This window comes from Dehalococcoidia bacterium, from assembly GCA_035310145.1.
In the GTDB taxonomy this organism is placed as follows: domain Bacteria; phylum Chloroflexota; class Dehalococcoidia; order CAUJGQ01; family CAUJGQ01; genus CALFMN01.
Genome location: DATGEL010000007.1, coordinates 21,625 through 37,646 on the forward strand (window position 1 = coordinate 21,625; position 16,022 = coordinate 37,646).

The 16,022-nt window shown below is 69.8% G+C and carries 16 protein-coding genes; 8 read left to right on the top strand and 8 right to left on the bottom strand.

The window, feature by feature from the left end; translation table 11 throughout:
- Positions 1 to 75: 75 nt before the first annotated feature.
- From VKV26_01310 to VKV26_01340, 7 genes are all read right to left on the bottom strand, one after another.
- Positions 76 to 1,446, bottom strand: a complete 1,371-nt coding sequence (locus VKV26_01310; protein HLZ68523.1) for a branched-chain amino acid ABC transporter permease — start codon at positions 1,444 to 1,446, stop codon at positions 76 to 78.
- 4 nt (positions 1,447 to 1,450) lie between these two features.
- On the bottom strand, positions 1,451 to 2,470 hold the full coding sequence (locus tag VKV26_01315; GenBank protein HLZ68524.1) for a branched-chain amino acid ABC transporter permease: 1,020 nt from the start codon (positions 2,468 to 2,470) through the stop codon (positions 1,451 to 1,453).
- A gap of 37 nt (positions 2,471 to 2,507) precedes the next feature.
- A complete protein-coding gene (locus tag VKV26_01320) occupies positions 2,508 to 3,215 on the bottom strand; it encodes an ABC transporter ATP-binding protein (GenBank protein ID HLZ68525.1) in 708 nt (235 codons plus the stop codon).
- On the bottom strand, positions 3,199 to 4,113 hold the full coding sequence (locus VKV26_01325; GenBank protein ID HLZ68526.1) for an ABC transporter ATP-binding protein: 915 nt from the start codon (positions 4,111 to 4,113) through the stop codon (positions 3,199 to 3,201). Before VKV26_01325 ends, VKV26_01320 begins: the two co-directional genes overlap by 17 nt.
- Before the next feature lie 304 nt (positions 4,114 to 4,417).
- Positions 4,418 to 5,290, bottom strand: a complete 873-nt coding sequence (locus VKV26_01330; GenBank protein HLZ68527.1) for a xanthine dehydrogenase family protein subunit M — start codon at positions 5,288 to 5,290, stop codon at positions 4,418 to 4,420.
- Positions 5,291 to 5,376: 86 nt separating this feature from the next.
- The gene (locus VKV26_01335) at positions 5,377 to 5,877 is read right to left on the bottom strand and encodes a (2Fe-2S)-binding protein (protein ID HLZ68528.1); all 501 of its coding nucleotides are present in this window, start codon (positions 5,875 to 5,877) and stop codon (positions 5,377 to 5,379) included.
- 44 nt (positions 5,878 to 5,921) lie between these two features.
- A complete protein-coding gene (locus VKV26_01340; protein HLZ68529.1) occupies positions 5,922 to 6,368 on the bottom strand; it encodes a carbon monoxide dehydrogenase subunit G in 447 nt (148 codons plus the stop codon).
- A 272-nt stretch (positions 6,369 to 6,640) separates the two neighbouring features.
- On the opposite strand from VKV26_01340, the gene VKV26_01345 reads away from it, so the two are divergent.
- From VKV26_01345 to VKV26_01375, 7 genes are all read left to right on the top strand, one after another.
- Complete coding sequence (locus VKV26_01345) at positions 6,641 to 7,855, top strand: LLM class flavin-dependent oxidoreductase (protein ID HLZ68530.1); 1,215 nt, start codon at positions 6,641 to 6,643, stop codon at positions 7,853 to 7,855.
- An 83-nt stretch (positions 7,856 to 7,938) separates the two neighbouring features.
- The gene (locus tag VKV26_01350; protein HLZ68531.1) at positions 7,939 to 8,265 is read left to right on the top strand and encodes a hypothetical protein; all 327 of its coding nucleotides are present in this window, start codon (positions 7,939 to 7,941) and stop codon (positions 8,263 to 8,265) included.
- Positions 8,266 to 8,276: 11 nt separating this feature from the next.
- Positions 8,277 to 9,116 (top strand): amidohydrolase family protein, encoded by an 840-nt coding sequence (locus VKV26_01355; protein ID HLZ68532.1) that lies wholly within the window; start codon positions 8,277 to 8,279, stop codon positions 9,114 to 9,116.
- Between the two features lie 73 nt (positions 9,117 to 9,189).
- Entirely contained in the window at positions 9,190 to 10,758 is a 1,569-nt protein-coding gene (locus VKV26_01360) for a hydantoinase/oxoprolinase family protein (protein ID HLZ68533.1), read from the top strand.
- Positions 10,755 to 11,885, top strand: a complete 1,131-nt coding sequence (locus VKV26_01365) for a DUF917 domain-containing protein (protein ID HLZ68534.1) — start codon at positions 10,755 to 10,757, stop codon at positions 11,883 to 11,885. Before VKV26_01360 ends, VKV26_01365 begins: the two co-directional genes overlap by 4 nt.
- Positions 11,886 to 11,957: 72 nt before the next feature.
- On the top strand, positions 11,958 to 12,926 hold the full coding sequence (gene nudC / locus VKV26_01370) for an NAD(+) diphosphatase (GenBank protein HLZ68535.1): 969 nt from the start codon (positions 11,958 to 11,960) through the stop codon (positions 12,924 to 12,926).
- Positions 12,923 to 13,930, top strand: coding sequence for an amidohydrolase family protein (locus tag VKV26_01375; GenBank protein ID HLZ68536.1), 1,008 nt, complete (start codon positions 12,923 to 12,925; stop codon positions 13,928 to 13,930). Before nudC ends, VKV26_01375 begins: the two co-directional genes overlap by 4 nt.
- 56 nt (positions 13,931 to 13,986) lie before the next feature.
- Here VKV26_01375 and VKV26_01380 read toward each other — a convergent pair whose 3' ends face one another.
- On the bottom strand, positions 13,987 to 15,285 hold the full coding sequence (locus VKV26_01380; GenBank protein HLZ68537.1) for an aspartate aminotransferase family protein: 1,299 nt from the start codon (positions 15,283 to 15,285) through the stop codon (positions 13,987 to 13,989).
- Positions 15,286 to 15,469: 184 nt separating this feature from the next.
- Between VKV26_01380 and VKV26_01385 the strand changes: the two genes are divergently transcribed.
- Complete coding sequence (locus tag VKV26_01385; GenBank protein HLZ68538.1) at positions 15,470 to 15,919, top strand: Fur family transcriptional regulator; 450 nt, start codon at positions 15,470 to 15,472, stop codon at positions 15,917 to 15,919.
- The last annotated feature ends 103 nt before the right edge of the window (positions 15,920 to 16,022 follow it).

A 16,022-nucleotide genomic window follows, 5' to 3' on the forward strand; every position in this document is an offset into this window, starting at 1 on the left:
CCCGCCGCGGCGGCGGCGGACCCTTTCTATGGTATGAGGGCACCAGCCGGAGCGTCAAACGCCGGCGGGCCGCGATTAGCCACGCGTCGCCTCGCGGGGAACGTCCCTGGCGGTGGGTGTAGCGGGCGCCGCGCCGCCGCTGTCACCGGCCGCAGGCAGCTCGTCCACGGCGGCGGGGGCGGCCCTGCCACGCCTGCCGAACAGCCGCTCGCGGTAGGGCGATCGCATGAAGCGGTAGTAGGCGCCGGCGATGCCGGCCGGTAGGAAAATCATGATCAGGATCAGGGCCAGGCCGAAGTAGACGCCGGCCGCATAGGTGGGGAAGGTCTTGAACTGCGCGGGCAAGTGGCTGCCGAAGAGCGGCACGTCGGTCGGGGCGGGCAGTGTGGACGTGTTCAGGGTGAGCCAGCGCAGGGCGACGGCGCCGATGATGCTGCCCAGGATCGAGTCGAGGCCGCCGATCACGATCATCGCCAAAATCACGATCGAGAGATTCAGCCCGAACGTGTCCGGGTGCACGCTGGAAAGCTGGTAGGCGAGGAAAGCGCCGCTGATGCCGGCGATGAAGGCGCTGAACATGAAGCCGATGACCTTGTGCTGCGCCAGGTTCAGGCCGACTACCTGTGCGGCGGGCTCGCTGTCGCGCACGGCGATCAGCGCCCGGCCCGTACGGCTGCGGCGGAAGTTCCAGACCAGCACGCCGACCAGCACGACCATCACCGCGGTGAGGAAGAAGCGGAACTCGTCGCTGCTGAGCGCGCGGTGCGGCAGGTGTTGCAGCGGACCGGGCACCTGCGGCATCAGCTTCGTGCGTAGCTGGATGCCCTGCGATCCGAGCGTCCACTTGTCGATCTTGCTCCACTTGCCCAACGGCGGCAGGGCGAGCGCCAGCGCGAGGGTGGCGATCGCCAGGTAAGGGCCGGCCAGTCGCACCGCCGGCACGCCGAGCAAGAAGCCGACCGCGGCGGCGAGGAGCGCACCCACCAGGGCCGATTCATAGAAGGAAACCTGGTGCTGCGAGACCATGATGCCGACGGTGTAGGCGGCGATCGCCAGCAAGGCGCCGTGGCCCAGCGAGATCTCGCCCGTCATGCCGATCAGCATGTTCAGGCTGATGGCAGCAAGGATGTAGACGCCGTAGTCGGTCAGGATGTCGTTGCCGAACTTGGGCATGAACATGGGCACGACGAGAAAGAAGACCGCCGTGCCCAGCAGAGCGAGCAGCCGGAAGTAACGGCGCGGCGCTACCAAGATCACCGCGACGAAGTAGATCAGCCCCAGGACCATGCCCGTCTGCAGCGGCCGGGGCTGCTGCTTGAAGAAGAGATAGACGAAGAGCAGGCCCACCAGGCCCGCGATCACGCCGATCAGCGTGCTGCGGCCTCGTCGGGACATGATCAGCCCGGCGATGCCCGAAGTGGGCATAGCGTCCCGTACGTCGTTCACCGCGCTACACCTTCTTCACCGTCTTGCTGCCCAGCAGCCCGGTCGGGCGCACCATCAGCACAATCAGGATGACGATAAAGGCGACCGGGTCCTTGATGTCCTTCAGCAGGGCGGAGCCGCCCACCACGTTCTGGATGATGCCGATCAGAAAGCCGCCGAGAACGGCGCCGACGGGGCTGTCCAAACCGCCGAGCACCGCCGCGGCGAAGGCGTAGAGCAGCAGCCCCTGCATGAAGGTCGGGTCCAGCCCCGAGATCGGCGCGGCCACGACGCCCGCGGTGGCGCCGACCATCGCCGCCAGCGCCCAGCCGATCGTGAGCATGATGCCGACCGGCACGCCGCAGAGCCGCGAGGCGACGGGATTCTGCGCCGAGGCGCGGCTGGCGAGGCCCAGCTTGGTGTAGTTGAAGAAGACGTAGACCAGGCCCATTACGATCAGCGTGATCGCCAGCGCCCCGACGTAGGTGCGACCCACCGACGCGCCGAAGACCGAGACCGACTTGGCGCCCACCTTGGCGTAGGGGGCGACGATCGACTTCGGCTGCGCCTGCCAGATGAAGATCGCAAAGGAGTTCACCACCTGGAACAGGCCCAGGGTTACGATCACGATCGTGAGCAGCGGCGCGTTCTCGATCGGCGTGATCACCACGCGTTGAATGATCGCCCCGAAAAGGGCCGAGAACACCAGCGTCCCGATCAGCGCGGCATACCAGCCCCAGTGCGCCTGTGTAATCAACGCCCACGAGATAAAGGTGCAGAACATCGCCATCTCGCCCTGGGCAAAGTTGATCACGTCGGTCGAGCGGTAAATCAGCACCAGGGCGAGCGCCAGCGCCCCGTACACGGAGCCCTGGCCGATGCCCTGCACGATGTACTGGCGATCGAAGGTCACGTCGCCGTTGAAGATCCACTTCATCGCCGCCAGCACCAGGTAGAGCACGATCAGCGGCGAGACGATGAGCAGCGCCTGCGTCAGCCAGCGCAGCACCTGGTCCGCATTGAGGGAGCCGCGTGCGCGTACCATGCCGCCTCCGTACCCACTGCTCGTCGCGCCGCGTGCCTCAGTAGCCGAGGTACGAGCGCCGCACTTCGTCGTTCTCCTGCAGGTGCGCCGCCTCGTCGGCCAGCGCCACGCGGCCGGTTTCCAGCACGTAGGCGTAGTCGGCGATCGCCAACGCCGCCTGCGCGTCCTGCTCGACGACCATCACCGTCAGGTGGCCCTCGCGGCTGATCGCCTGGATGATCTGAAAGATCTCGCGCACGATCAGCGGCGCCAGCCCCAGCGACGGCTCGTCGAGCAACAGCAGCTTCGGCCGCGCCATCAGGGCGCGGGCGATCGCCAGCATCTGCTGTTCGCCGCCGGAGAGCGTGCCCGCCACCTGCGAGCGGCGCTGTCCCAGCACGGGGAAATACTGGCAGACCCGGTCGATGTCGCGGCGCACGCCGTCGCGATCGCGGCGCGTATAGGCCCCGAGCTTGAGGTTTTCGAGCACGTTGAGCTGGGTGAAGATCTGGCGGCCCTCGGGCACCTGGGAGATGCCCAGTTTGACGATCTGCTCGGGCTTCGCCTCGTCGATGCGGCGGTCGTCGTACTCGATGCGGCCGGAGCTGGGGTGAATCAGGCCCGAGATCGAGCGCAACAACGTCGATTTGCCGGCGCCGTTGGCGCCGAGCACAGTGATGATCTGCCCGTCCGGTACGAAGACCGAGACGCCGTCGAGCGCCACCACCGGGCCGTACTGCGTGCGGATATCAGTGACCCGGAGCATTGGGCACGGCCTCCCCCAGGTACGCCTCGATCACCGCCGGGTTGCGCTGCACTTCCTCGGGCGCGCCCTCCGCGATCTTGCGGCCGAAGTCGAGCACGTAGATGTAGTCCGAGATGCCCATCACGAGCTGCATGTGATGCTCGACCAGCAGCACCGCCACATCGAACTCGTCGCGGATGCGACGAATCAGCGCCGCCAGCGTGCCCATGTCGCTGTGCGAGAGGCCGGCGGCCGGTTCGTCCATCAGCAGCAGGCGCGGTTCGGACGAGAGCGCCCGCGCGATGTCCACACGCTTTTGCACGCCGTAGGGCAAGCTCCCCACCACCTCGTCGGCGTAGCGCCGCAGGTCGAGAAAGCCCATGACCTCGTCGGCCCGGGCGCGCTGGCGCGCGTCTTGTCGGGCCTGGTAGGGCAGGCGAATGCCGCCGGCGAGGGAGAAGCCGCCGGCGGTGAGACCGCTCGCCACGGCGGCGGTGAGCGTGGTGCTGACGCTGCCGCCGCCCGCCACGGCGATCACGCCGCCGCCGAGCACGGCGGCGCCGGTGAGCATGCCGACCTGCGCCATGTCGGCGTGGACGCGCGAGTTCTGGCCGACCATCAGGTTGTCGCGCACGCTCATCGTCTTGAACAGTTCCAGGTTCTGGAACGTGCGCGCGATACGGTGGGTGATGATGCGGTCCGCCGGCAGCTTCAGCAGATCTTCGTCGTTGAAGCGGATGCTGCCGCGATCGGGCGTGTAGAGCCGGCTGATGCAGTTGAACACCGTGGACTTGCCGGCGCCGTTGGGTCCGATCAGCGCGGCGATCTGGCGCGGCTGCACCGCCAGCGTCACCCCATCCAGCGCGACGATGCCGCCGAAGCGGATCGACAGGTCGGAGATCTCCAGACCCTCACCCATCCGTCGTCCCTTGACCGAAAGATCTGCAACGACTCGATGTTGCCCTGTTTGCTGCCGGCCCGGCGGCGCCGCGAAGCGTCGCCTATGCCTGTGCACAAAAACGTAGCAGCACGGTAGTGGGGCTGCCCGGATAGGTCAAGGGGTGTGCGCGGCCGTGCCGATCTTTGGAGTCGTATAGCGATGGAATTTGCCCGATACGGCGAGCGGCTGGCGCCGTGCCGGCGTTGGCCTTGAGACACACCCCGCGGGCGCTGGCTCGCTCGCCGACGGAATGCCTGTGCCCGCGGCGTGTCCGTTGCGTCCTTCAGCCGCGGCCCTGCGCCCGGGCGATGGCGGCGTTCAGCGCTCGCTCGGCGAAGACGCGCACGAGATGCGAGCGGTACTCGGCGGAGGCGTGAATGTCGCCCAGCGGCTCGATACCGTCGGCCGCCCGCTGCGCCGCGCGCTTGACGGCCTCGGCGGTAGCCGGCTGCCCGCGCAACGCCTGCTCCGTGCCCGTCGCGCGGGAAGCGGTTTCGCCGACACCGCTCACACCGACTCGAACATCCGACACGTTGCCGCCGCTCAACGTCACGATCGCTGCTATACCGACAATCGCGTAGCCGGAGGCCTGGTTGGCGAACTTCAGATAGATCGAGCCGCTGTTCGCCGGCAGGGTGGGGATGCGGATCTCGGTCAAGACTTCGTTCGGCTCCAGCGCCGTGGAGAGCAGGCCGGTGAAGAACTCGGGGGCGGCGATCGTGCGCGTGCCGCCGGCGCCGCGCGCCGCCAGGTCAGCGTTGAGCGCCAGCATCACGCCCGGCAGGTCGGCGCCGGGGTCGGCGTGGGCGAGGCTGCCGCCGATCGTGCCGCGGTTGCGCACCTGCACGTCACCGATGCTGGCGGCGGACTCGGCCAGCACCGCGAGACGGCTGCGCAGCAGCTCCGAGGAGGAGACGGCGCTGTGCGTGGTCATGGCGCCGATCGCGATCGTGCCGCCCTCGTCGCGGATGTAGCTGAGACCCTGGACGCGGCCCAGGTCGATCAGGTGCTCGGGCGCGGCCAGGCGCAGCTTCATCAGGGGGATCAGACTGTGGCCGCCCGCGAGCAGCTTCGCATCGTCGCCGAACTGGCCGAGCAGGCCGATCGCGTCCTCGACGCTGGTGGGGCTGTGGTACTCGAAGGCGCTCGGAATCACGGGTTCTCCCTCCTGTTCTGACATGGGCGCGGACGTGCCCATCTGAGAATGGGTGGGGCAGGCGGTTTGGGCCGGTCGCGGCCGCGCTAATCCGCGCCGATCGGCTGCTTCGCGACTTCCGCCATCTTCTTGGACGCGTACTGCACGGCGTTGACGATGTGCTGGTAGCCGGTGCAGCGGCAGAGGTTGCCGTGGATCGCGTGGCGGATCTCCTGCTCGCTGGGCGACGGGTTCGCATTGAGCAGGCCCACCGAGGACATGATCATGCCTGGCGTACAGTAGCCGCATTGCAGCCCGTGTTCTTCCCAGAAGCCTTCCTGTACGGGATGGAGCTGCCCGCCCTGCGCCAGCCCCTCGACGGTGGTGAGCGAGCGACCGCTCACCTGCACGGCGAACATCGTGCAGGACTTCACCGCGATGCCGTCCAGCAGGATCGTGCAGGCGCCGCACTGGCTGGTGTCGCAGCCGATGTGCGTGCCCGTCAGCCCCAGCTCGTCGCGCAGGAAATGCACGAGCAGCAGCCGCGGCTCAACCTCGCGCTCGTACGTCTTGCCGTTGATCGTGATCGAGACATGCGCCCCAGCCATCAATCCGCCTCCTCGGGCTCGCCGCCCGTGGCCGCCCGCGCCGGTTACGTGCGCGTCGCCGGAATCTGTTTCTCCATCGCCTTGAAGAACTGCTCGATCATCTTGCGCGCGGTGATGCCCAGCAGGCGCTGGCCGACGCTCGCGATCAGCCCGGCCACCTGCGCGTCGCCGTCATACGAGACGAGCGTGCTGCCGCCCTGGTCGCTGAGCGTGAGCACGCCGCTGCCCTTGACGCGGCCCGGCTTGCCCCCGCCTTCCACACCCATGCGGTAGCTCGTAGGCGGCTGGCGTTCGGAAAGCTGGATCTTGCCCTGGAAGGTGCCCTTGATCGCGCCGATACCAGCCTTCATCACCGCTTCGTACTGGTCCTCCGCGATCTCCTTGAACTCCTCGCAGCCCGGCATGCAGCGGCGGATGTTCTCCGGGTCCAGCATCGCCTGCCAGACGGTATCGCGCGGAGCCTTGAAGGTGTAGGCGCCGGTGAGCTGCATGGTTGCGGTTGCGTTCCTTGCTGCTGATGCGGTCCGCGGGGGAAACGGGCCAATGCTGGCATGTTCGCTGCACGCTGTCAACTGAGGGAACAGGGAACAGGACGTGACAGGCGACGAGGCAGGGACTGCGCCCGCGCCCGCTGCCATCGTCGCGCTTGACACGCTGCCCCGGCCGCACCTACAACCGGATCTGCGGGAGCGCCGCGGCACACGGCACGCGAACGGAGCATCCGGCCTCGCCGCCGGGTGAGGATTGAAACGAACAAACGACCATGAAGTTCGGCCTGTTCTACGAGCTGCAACTGCCCAAGCCCTACGACGGCGACACCTGGAACCCGGACGACGAGCGCCGCATCATCCACGAGATGCTGGAGCAGGTTGAGCTGGCCGACCAGCTCGGCTTCGACTACGTGTTCGAGGTCGAGCACCACTTCCTCGAAGAGTATTCACACTCCTCCGCGCCGGAGGTGGTGCTGGCCGCCGCCAGCCAGCGCACCAAACGGATCCGCCTCGGTCACGGCATCGTGCACATGCCGCCGGGCCACAACCACCCCGCCCGCACGGCCGAGCGCGTGGCCACGCTCGACCTCGTCTCTAACGGCCGCGTCGAGTTCGGCACGGGCGAAGGCGCCTCGGACATGGAGCTGGGCGGCTTCAACACCGAGCGCGGCCTCAAGAAGCAGATGTGGGAGGAATCGACGCGCGAGTGCCTGCGCATGCTGACCGCCGAGCCTTACGCCGGGCACGACGGCCCGTTCCTGCGCATGCCCGTGCGCAACGTGATTCCCAAGTCGCTGCAGAAGCCGCATCCGCCGGTCTGGGTCGCAGCCTCGCGCCGCGAGACGGTGATGCTGGCCGCGCGGCTGGGCATGGGCTCGCTCGGCTTCGGCTTCGAGACGCCCGAAGAGGCCGACGAGCGCATCGAGCGCTACTGGGAGCTGGTGCGCGAGGAGTGCCGGCCGATCGGCGCAGCGATCAACCCTGCCGTCTCGACCGTGGCGACGATGATGTGCGCCCCGACGGACGAGCAGGCCGTGGCCCAGGGCCTTGCCGGCGCCCAGTTCTTCAGCTTCTCGCTGGGGCGCGGCACGCCGCCCAACCCGCCGCGCAACCCCGGCCACGACCATCTCTACCGCGAGTTCATCGACGCGCGGCGCGAGAAGGACCAGGCCAAAGCGGCCGCGCGCGACCAGGAGCCGGAGGACGAGGGCCAGCGGGCGCTCTACCGCGCCGGCCAGCGCGGAGGCTTCATCGGCTCGCCCAGGTTCATCCGCGAGAACCTGAAGAAGTATGAGGCCGCCCATCTGGACGCGATGATCTTCGTGGCGCAGTGCGGCGACCGCAAGCACGATGAGATCATGGCCTCGATCGAGCTGTTCGCCAAAGAGGTGATGCCCGAGTTTCAGGAGCGTCACGAGAAGATCCAGCGGCCCTGGCGCGAGCAACAGCTCGACGGCGTGACGTTCCTCAACAACTCCACGATCTGAGGGAACAGGGAATAGAGGGCGTAGGGCGTAGGGCGTAGCCCCCACCCACCAACCTGAGCCCAGCGCCCGCCGAGGAGCGCGTCGTGGCGAGACCGAGCCAGGTGCAGGACGAAGAGCTGCGCGGCCTGATCACGGCCGCGCGCGAGGCCTATCTGCACGACCGCAACCTCGAATCGGTGGAGAAGAGCGTGGCAGCGTTTCGCGGCCTGCTGCAACGCCAGCCGGACTTTCTCTCCACCGGCCCGTTCGCAGGCAACAACCGCCGCGTCTTCCCGCAGCTCGGCGTGGCGATGAAGCAGGCGGGGGGCGGCCAGCCGGATTTCGTGCTGGAGCGGCGGCAGTTCAGCAACCCCGAGGCGATAACCTGGTTTGAGTACGTCTCCGACTGCCTGGTGGCCGCGAAGCTCTAAGCGAGGCCGGCATGATCATCGACACGCACGTCCACATCGTGGCGCCCGACCAGGCCCGCTACCCCTTCGCGCCGGCGGGCGGCTTCCGCATGAGCGGCCTCGGTTCCTGGCAGACGCAGTACCCCGTCTCGGCCGAGCAGATGATCGAGACGACCGCCGGCGCGGGCGTGGATCGCGCCGTGATCGTGCAGCCCTTCTCCGCCTACGGCTTCGATAACCGCTACCACGCCGACAGCGCCGCCGCACACCCGGAGCGCTTCGGCAGTGTCTGCACGGTCGACCCGGTGGCCGCCGACGGCGCCGAGCGGCTGAGTCACTGGGTGCGCGAACGCGGCATGCAGGGCCTGCGCCTCACCACGAGCCAGGAGGGCAGCCGGCTCGACGATCCGCGGGCCTACCCGGTCTGGGAGCGGGCCGGCGAGCTGGGCATTCCCATCTGTGTGCTGACCTCGCCCGAGCACTGGCCGGCGGCGCGCGCGATGGCCACCCGCTTCCCGCGCGTGCCCGTGCTGCTGGATCATGCGGGCGGCACGGGCGCGGGCCAGACCGATGCGATCGTGGATGAGCTGATCGCGCTGGCGGCGCTGCCCAACGTGCAGCTCAAGGTCTCGACCGTGAACTTCGCGCCGCTGGCGGCGCTGGGCGATGCCGGGCAGGCTCGCTGGCGGCGGCTGGCGGACGCCTACGGCGCCGAGCGGCTGCTCTGGGGCTCGAACTACCCGGTCTCGCAGGAAGGCAGCTACGCCGAGATGGCGCGGCTGGGCGAGCGGGCGTTACCCTTCCTGAGCGACGCCCAGCGCGAGGCGATGCTCGGCGGCAACGCGGCCCGCTACTGGCCAAAGCCTGCTTAGCCGCCGCCTGCGGCGCGGCGTTCGCCCGCACCAAGCGGATGCCCACGCGCACTGCCGGCGTCGGAGACGTTGCATGACCGGCCTCCGCATCGGCATCGACGTGGGCGGCACCAACACCGACGCCGTTGTGCTCGAGGGCAGCGACGTGCTTGCCTGGGCGAAGCAGCCCACCACGCCGGATGTCACGTCCGGCGTCGCCGCCGCGCTCGCCGAAGTGCTGGGCGAGACCGAGATCGAGCCGGCGCGCATCGCTGCCGTCATGGTCGGCACCACGCACTTCACCAACGCCGTCGTGCAGCGCCGCGGCCTCGCACGCACGGCGGCGCTGCGGCTCTGCCTGCCGGCGGGTCAGTCGCTGCCGCCCTTTATCGACTGGCCCGGAGACCTCTGCGCCGCGATCGGCGCGGAGTATCGGCTGCTCGCCGGCGGCTTTGAGTTCGACGGCCGTGAGATCTCGCCTCTGAACGAGGCCGAGCTGCGCGCGGCGCTCGACGAGCTGCTGGCAAAGGGCGTGCAAGACGTCGCGATCTGCGGCGTCTTCTCGCCGGTCGACGCAGCGCAGGAAGAGCGGGCGGCGGAGCTGCTGCGGCGGTGGGCGCCTGGGCTGAGCGTCACGCTCTCGCACGAGATCGGCCGCATCGGCCTGCTGGAACGGGAGAACGCGGCGCTGCTCAATGCCTGTCTTGCGCCCGTGGCCGCCAACGTGATCGGCCAGCTCGAGGCGACCGTACACGCGGCCGGCCTCGCCTGCCCGCTCTATCTGAGCCAGAACGACGGCACGTTGATGATCGCGGCGCATGCCATGCGCTACCCCGTGCTCACCTTCGCCTCCGGCCCGACCAACTCGATGCGCGGCGCGGCCCTGCTCTCCGGCGTGCGCGACGGCGTGGTGATCGACCTGGGCGGCACCAGCGCCGACTTCGGCATGCTCAGCGCCGGCTTTCCGCGCGAGGCCGGCTTCGAGGTCGCGGTCGGCGGCGTGCGCACCAACTTCCGCATGCCCGATGTGCTTTCGCTCGCCCTGGGCGGCGGCAGTATCGTGGACGACGGGGGACGTGCGGTCGGGCCGCTGAGCGTGGGCTACGAGCTTGCAGCGCGCGGCCGCGTCTTCGGCGGCGGCACGCTGACGGCGACGGACATCGGCGTGGCCGCCGGCCTGGCCGAGATCGGCGATGCGGAGCGGGTGCGCGACCTTGATCCGGCCCTGGTGCGACGCGCCCTCGACCTGATCCGCGAGCGGTTGGAGACGGCACTCGACCGCGTGCGCACCAGCGCCGACCCGGTTCCGGTGATCGCCGTGGGCGGCGGCAGCTTTCTCGTGCCGGAGGATCTTGCCGGCGCAGCGTCGGTGCTGCGCCCGCCGCACGACCAGGTGGCGAACGCCGTGGGCGCGGCGCTGGCACAGGTGAGCGGCGAGATCGACCACGTCTTCATCGTGGATGGTCGAGGGCGGAGTGAGATCCTGGCCGAAGCGCGGCACGAGGCGGAGGCGCGGGCCGTGGCGGCCGGCGCCGATCCGGGCACGCTCGACCTGGTGGAGGTGGACGAGGTGCCGCTCTCGTATCTGCCGAGCACGGCGGTGCGCGTGCGCGTCAAGGTCGTGGGCGAGCTGGCCGGCCAGCCGCGCGAGGCGGCGCCGTGAACTGGAGCGTCACGGAAGACGACCTGGAGAGCATCGCCATCGGCGCCGGCATTCTCGGCACCGGCGGCGGCGGCAATCCGTACCGCGGCAAGCTGCTCGCCCGCCGCCACCTGCGCGAGGGCGGCCGCATGACCGTCGTCTCGCTCGACGACCTGCCCGCCGACGCGCTCGGCGTCTCGGTCGGCGGCATGGGCGCGCCGGTGATCGGCATCGAGCGCATCATCCGCGGCGACGAGGCGCTGACGGCGCTGCGCCGGCTGGAGCAGCGGCTTGGCCGCACGGTGACGCATATCGTGCCGGGCGAAGTAGGCGGCAGCAACAGCACGATCCCGCTCGTCGTCAGCGCGCAATCGGGTCTGCCCGCGGTCGATGCGGACGGCATGGGCCGCGCCTTCCCCGAGCTGCAGCAGACGACGTTCTTCATCGAGGGTGCGCCGCCCTCGCCCGCCGCGATCGCCGACTACCGGCACAGCACGCTCGTCTTTGACGATTTGCCGGACGCAAAGAGCCTGGAGCGCATCGCCCGCGCCGCCACCGTGGCGATGGGCGGCGCCGCCAGCTTCGCCTTCGCGCCGATGTCGGGCGCCGAAATGCGGCGCATGGCGATTCCGGGCACGCTCTCGCTGGCGCAGCGTGTGGGCGCGGCGGTGCGCGAGGCGCGCCGCCTGCACGAGAACGCGGTGGCCGCCGCCTGCACGGCGACCGGCGGACAGGAGATCTTCCGCGGCAAGGTCACGGACGTGCAGCGGCGGCTGGTGTCCGGTTTTGCCCGTGGCGAACTGCTGCTGGAAGGCTCCGGCGAGTGTCGCGGCAGCGCCATGCGCATCGCCTTCCAGAACGAAAACCTGATCGCCTGGCGCGACGGCGAGATCGCGGCCACGGCGCCGGACCTGATCTGCCTGGTGGACGAGCTGACGGCCGAGCCGGTGACGACCGAGATCGTGCGCTACGGCCTGCGCGTCGCCGTGCTCGGCATTCCCGCGCCGCCGCTGTTGCGCACCGAGCGGGCGCTGGCGGTGGTCGGTCCGCGAGGCTTCGGTTATGACGTCGCCTACCGGCCGCTTGCGGGCGTATACGGCGGGGCCGGCGAGCCGACGGCCGGTCGTAGCATGGCGCCGCCCGGTTGAGTCCGGAGCGAGCGGTGGCTATTGTCGAGCAGGACGCAGCGGGAACACCCGCGCCGCCGGAGAAACCACGCCATGGGCGAGATCATTCCCTTCGCGGGCAACCCGCTGGACCGCGCCGCCAACCAGCGCCGCGACGAGGCCTGGCTCGCCGCGCAGTTCGGCGCCGCCGGGGGCCGCTATCTGCCGTTCTGGCGACTGAACGTGCTCACCAGCACCGCCGGGATCGATGCACAGGCGGCGTTGCACTGGCTCGACAGCGGCGTCTGCGGCCGGCTCGGGGACGGCACGGTCCCGCTGCTGCTGGGGCTGCGCGACGGCGTGGCGCACTTCGCCGTCGATCTCTCCGCGCTGGCCGATCCGATCGCGGAGCTGTGCATCGAGGGCGCGGCCTTCACCGACGCCCGCCAGGCCGGGGGCACGCTGCCGGCGGAGGAGGCGGGCATTTTGGCGCAGGCCCGCTCGTTGCTGGAGTGGCACACGCGCAACCGCTTCTGCGGCAGTTGCGGCTCGCCCACGGCCGTGGCCGCCGGCGGCGCCATGCGCAGGTGCACAGCCTGCGGCGCCGAGCATTTTCCCGGCCCGCACGCCGTCGTGATCATGGTGGTCTGGCGCGGCGACCGTTGCCTGCTGGGCAGCGGCCGCGGCTGGGGCGGGAAGCGGTACTCGGCGCTGGCCGGCTTCATGGACCACGGCGAGACGATTGAAGAGGCGGTGGCACGCGAGGTCTACGAGGAGGTCGGTCTCCATGTCGACCAGGTGGAGTACCACGCCTCGCAGCCGTGGCCGTTCCCCATGTCGCTGATGATCGGCTGCTTCGCCCACGTGAGTGACGAAGCCGTGACCGTGGACGAGGAAGAGCTGGCCGGCGTCCGCTGGTTCTCCCGCGAGGAGATCCGCCAGGCGTTGGCGGCGCCGGAGAGCGTCGATTTCGGCGTGCCCGGCCGCATCGCCATCGCTCACCACCTGATCAAGGCGTGGGCCGAGCAATTCCCGAGCGCCGGCCGCACGGCGCACCCGTACCCGAGGAACGGACAGCCATGACGACCGCCGAACCCTGGATCGATCGCACGCGGGAAGAGCCGCTTGAGCCGGAGCTGCCGATCATCGACCCGCACCACCACCTCTGGCACCGCCCGAACAACCGCTACGTGCTCGACGATCTGCTTGCCGACCTGGCGGGGCAGAACGTGCGGCAGACGGTCTTCGTCGAATGCACGTCCATGTACCGCGCCGCCGGCCCCGAGGAGTTCCGCGTGGTGGGCGAGACGGAGTGGGTGCAGGGCATCGCGGCGCAGAGCGCCAGCGGCGGCTTCGGCGAACTGCGCGCCGCCGCCGGCATCGTGGGCAGCGCCGATCTGCGGCTGGGCGACCGCGCGGCGCGGGTGCTCGAAGCGCAGATCGCGGCCAGCCCGCAGCGCTTCCGCGGCATTCGACACCGCGCGGCCTGGGCCGAGCCGGGCGTGCTGCCCAACCAGCCGGCAACGACGCCGGCGCACCTGCTGCTGGACGCCGACTTCCGCCGCGGCTTCGCCTATCTGCGGACGTATGGTTTGAGCTTCGAAGCCTGGCTCTACCATCCACAACTGCCGGAGCTTGCCGGCCTGGCGAAGGCGTTCCCCGATACGGCGATCATCCTCAACCACCTCGGCGGCCCGATCGGCGTCGGCCCCTACGCCGGCAAACGCGGTGAGGTCTTCGCGCAGTGGAAGCAGGATCTCACCGCCGTTGCCGCCTGTCCGAACGTGGTGCTCAAGGTCGGCGGGCTGCAGATGGCGGTGAACGGCTTCGACTGGCACGAACGCGAGCGCCCGCCAACCTCGGACGAGCTGCTGGCCGCCAACCGCGACTGGTATCTCTACGCGATCGAGCAGTTCGGGCCGCGGCGCTGCATGTTTGAAAGCAACTTTCCCGTGGACAAGCTCTCCTGCTCGTACACCGTGCTCTGGAACCAGTTCAAGAAGCTGAGTAGGGGCTTTTCGCCGTCCGAGCGCGCCGCCATGTTCCATGACACGGCGCAGCGCGTCTACCGCTTGCCGCAGGCCTGAGAACCGACCGTCGCCGGCCCGCCGTGCACGCTGCCGCGAAGCCGGCCGCTGCAAGCCTACGAGGCGACCTCGTCCAATGCGTGTTCGGTGGCGACCAGCGTCGCGGCCAGGTCGTCGTCGCCGTGCGCGGCGGAGCAGTAGACCTTGCCGCCGTTCAGGAAGACGCCGCGGCGGGTCATCGCCCGGCAGAAGGCGCTCCACACGGCCCCGTTCGCCTCGAGCGTGTCGCGGTAGTCACGGATCGGCGTGGCCTGCGCGAAGATCTGGAAGATCGGCCCCTCGCCCGGCGCCTGCACGGCGATGCCGCGCCTGCCGAAGGCCGCGGTCATGCCCTGCGCCAGCCGCTCGCCGTAGGCGTAGAGACGCGGATAGATCGTGGCGCGCTCCCGCTCCAGTACGCGCAGCGTGGCCAGTCCGGCGGCGGCGGAGACGGGGTTGCCGCTGAGCGTGCCCGTCATCGCCGCGCCGGCGCTCCTGCGCGCCGGGTCGGCGAAGCCCAGCAGGTCGCGCCGCCCGGCGATGGCGCCGCCCGCATAGCCGCCCGCGATCACCTTGCCGTAGGTCGCGAGGTCGGGCACGACACCGTAGCGCTCCTGTGCCCCGCCCCAGGCGAAGCGGAAACCGGTGACGACCTCATCGAAGATCAGCACGATGCCGTGGCGGCGGCAGGTCTCGCGCAGCGCCGCCAGGAAGCCGGGCGCGGGTGGAATCGCCCGCTGGAATGGTTCGACGATCACGGCCGCAAGCTCGCCGCCGTGGTCGGCGATGATGCCGGTGGCCGTCTCCGCATCGTTGAACGGCGCGATCAGCACCGTCTCCTGCACGGCCCTGGGGATGCCCGCGCTGTCGGGCAGCGCCGCGGGCCAGGGCGGCGGCTCGGCGGGGGTGCCGCCCATCATGCCGTAGTCGTGGTTGCCGTGATAGCCGCCCTCGAACTTGAGGATCTTCTCCCGCCCGGTGGCGGCGCGGGCGATGCGCAGGGCGTGGAACGTCGCCTCGGTGCCGGAGCCGACGAAACGCACCTGCTCGGCGCAGGGAATGGCGCTCACCAGCAGCTCGGCCAGCTCCAGCACCTGGCGGTTCAGGGTGAAGTAGGTCGTGCCCCGCGCCACCTGGGCCTGCACCGCGGCCACGACCTCCGGATGCGCGTGACCCAGCAGCATCGGTCCGGAGCCGATCACGTAGTCGATGTACTCGCGCCCATCCACGTCCCAGAGGTGCGCGCCCTGCGCACGCTCGACCACGAAGGCGGTGCCGTCGGGCAACGCCTCGGTGCTGACCGCGCCGCCGGGCAACAGCTCGTGGGCGAGGCGCAGATAGTCCGCCTGTGTGCGTTGGGTTTGCGTGCTGGTCATGTCGTTCGCTCCACGCGGTTCTCCTGGCAGCGTAGCAGAAGGCCAGCCACGGTTCGCTGCCGACGATGATGGGCGGACGGGGCCACGCTGCCCGCGGCCGGCCGGTCCAGTGGGGTGTGATAGCGTGAGACGCCGCCACCGGCCAATTCTTGACAGGTTCCAAATGACGGCCGATAGTGCAGGTATGCCCAGCGAAAACGACGACGCGGTCCAGCGCCTGCGTGCCGCAGGGCTTCGCATCACGACCCCGCGACTGGAGATCCTCAGGACGCTCACCGAGGGTCCATCGCATACCGACGCGGACCGCATCGCCGCGGCCGTGCGCGCGCGTACGGGCAGCATCTCGGCCCAGACGGTGTACAACGTGCTGGCGTCGCTGCTGGCGGCCGGGTTGGTGCGCCGGATTGAACCCGCGGGCGGTCCCGGCCTGTACGAGCTGCGCGTGGGTGACAACCACCACCACATCGTTTGCCGGCTGTGCGCGGCGACGACCGACGTGGATTGCGCGGCGATGCCGGCGCCCTGTCTGGCACCGTCGGAGACGAACGGCTATCTGATCGACGAAGCGGAAGTCACCTTTTGGGGACTTTGTCCCGAGTGTGCCGCGGCGGCTTCCGTCTCGTCCGGCGAGTGAAAGCGGACACGCAGCGTGTGACACCGGCCAGGCGACACCACCCTGCATCCAGACGAACCAGGGTCAAGCGCAACGAGCCAGCACCAGGAAGCAGCCACAAGAG

Excerpts from the sequence above, each read along its gene's own strand:
- nudC (HLZ68535.1), top strand. The coding sequence starts at position 11,958 with ATGGGCGAGATCATTCCCTTCGCGGGCAACCCGCTGGACCGCGCCGCC.
- VKV26_01340 (HLZ68529.1), bottom strand. The coding sequence starts at position 6,368 with ATGCAGCTCACCGGCGCCTACACCTTCAAGGCTCCGCGCGATACCGTC.
- VKV26_01325 (HLZ68526.1), bottom strand. The coding sequence starts at position 4,113 with ATGGGTGAGGGTCTGGAGATCTCCGACCTGTCGATCCGCTTCGGCGGC.
- VKV26_01380 (HLZ68537.1), bottom strand. The coding sequence starts at position 15,285 with ATGACCAGCACGCAAACCCAACGCACACAGGCGGACTATCTGCGCCTC.
- VKV26_01335 (HLZ68528.1), bottom strand. The coding sequence starts at position 5,877 with ATGGCTGGGGCGCATGTCTCGATCACGATCAACGGCAAGACGTACGAG.
- VKV26_01385 (HLZ68538.1), top strand. The coding sequence starts at position 15,470 with ATGCCCAGCGAAAACGACGACGCGGTCCAGCGCCTGCGTGCCGCAGGG.
- VKV26_01320 (HLZ68525.1), bottom strand. The coding sequence starts at position 3,215 with ATGCTCCGGGTCACTGATATCCGCACGCAGTACGGCCCGGTGGTGGCG.
- VKV26_01355 (HLZ68532.1), top strand. The coding sequence starts at position 8,277 with ATGATCATCGACACGCACGTCCACATCGTGGCGCCCGACCAGGCCCGC.
- VKV26_01375 (HLZ68536.1), top strand. The coding sequence starts at position 12,923 with ATGACGACCGCCGAACCCTGGATCGATCGCACGCGGGAAGAGCCGCTT.
- VKV26_01315 (HLZ68524.1), bottom strand. The coding sequence starts at position 2,470 with ATGGTACGCGCACGCGGCTCCCTCAATGCGGACCAGGTGCTGCGCTGG.
- VKV26_01360 (HLZ68533.1), top strand. The coding sequence starts at position 9,190 with ATGACCGGCCTCCGCATCGGCATCGACGTGGGCGGCACCAACACCGAC.
- VKV26_01345 (HLZ68530.1), top strand. The coding sequence starts at position 6,641 with ATGAAGTTCGGCCTGTTCTACGAGCTGCAACTGCCCAAGCCCTACGAC.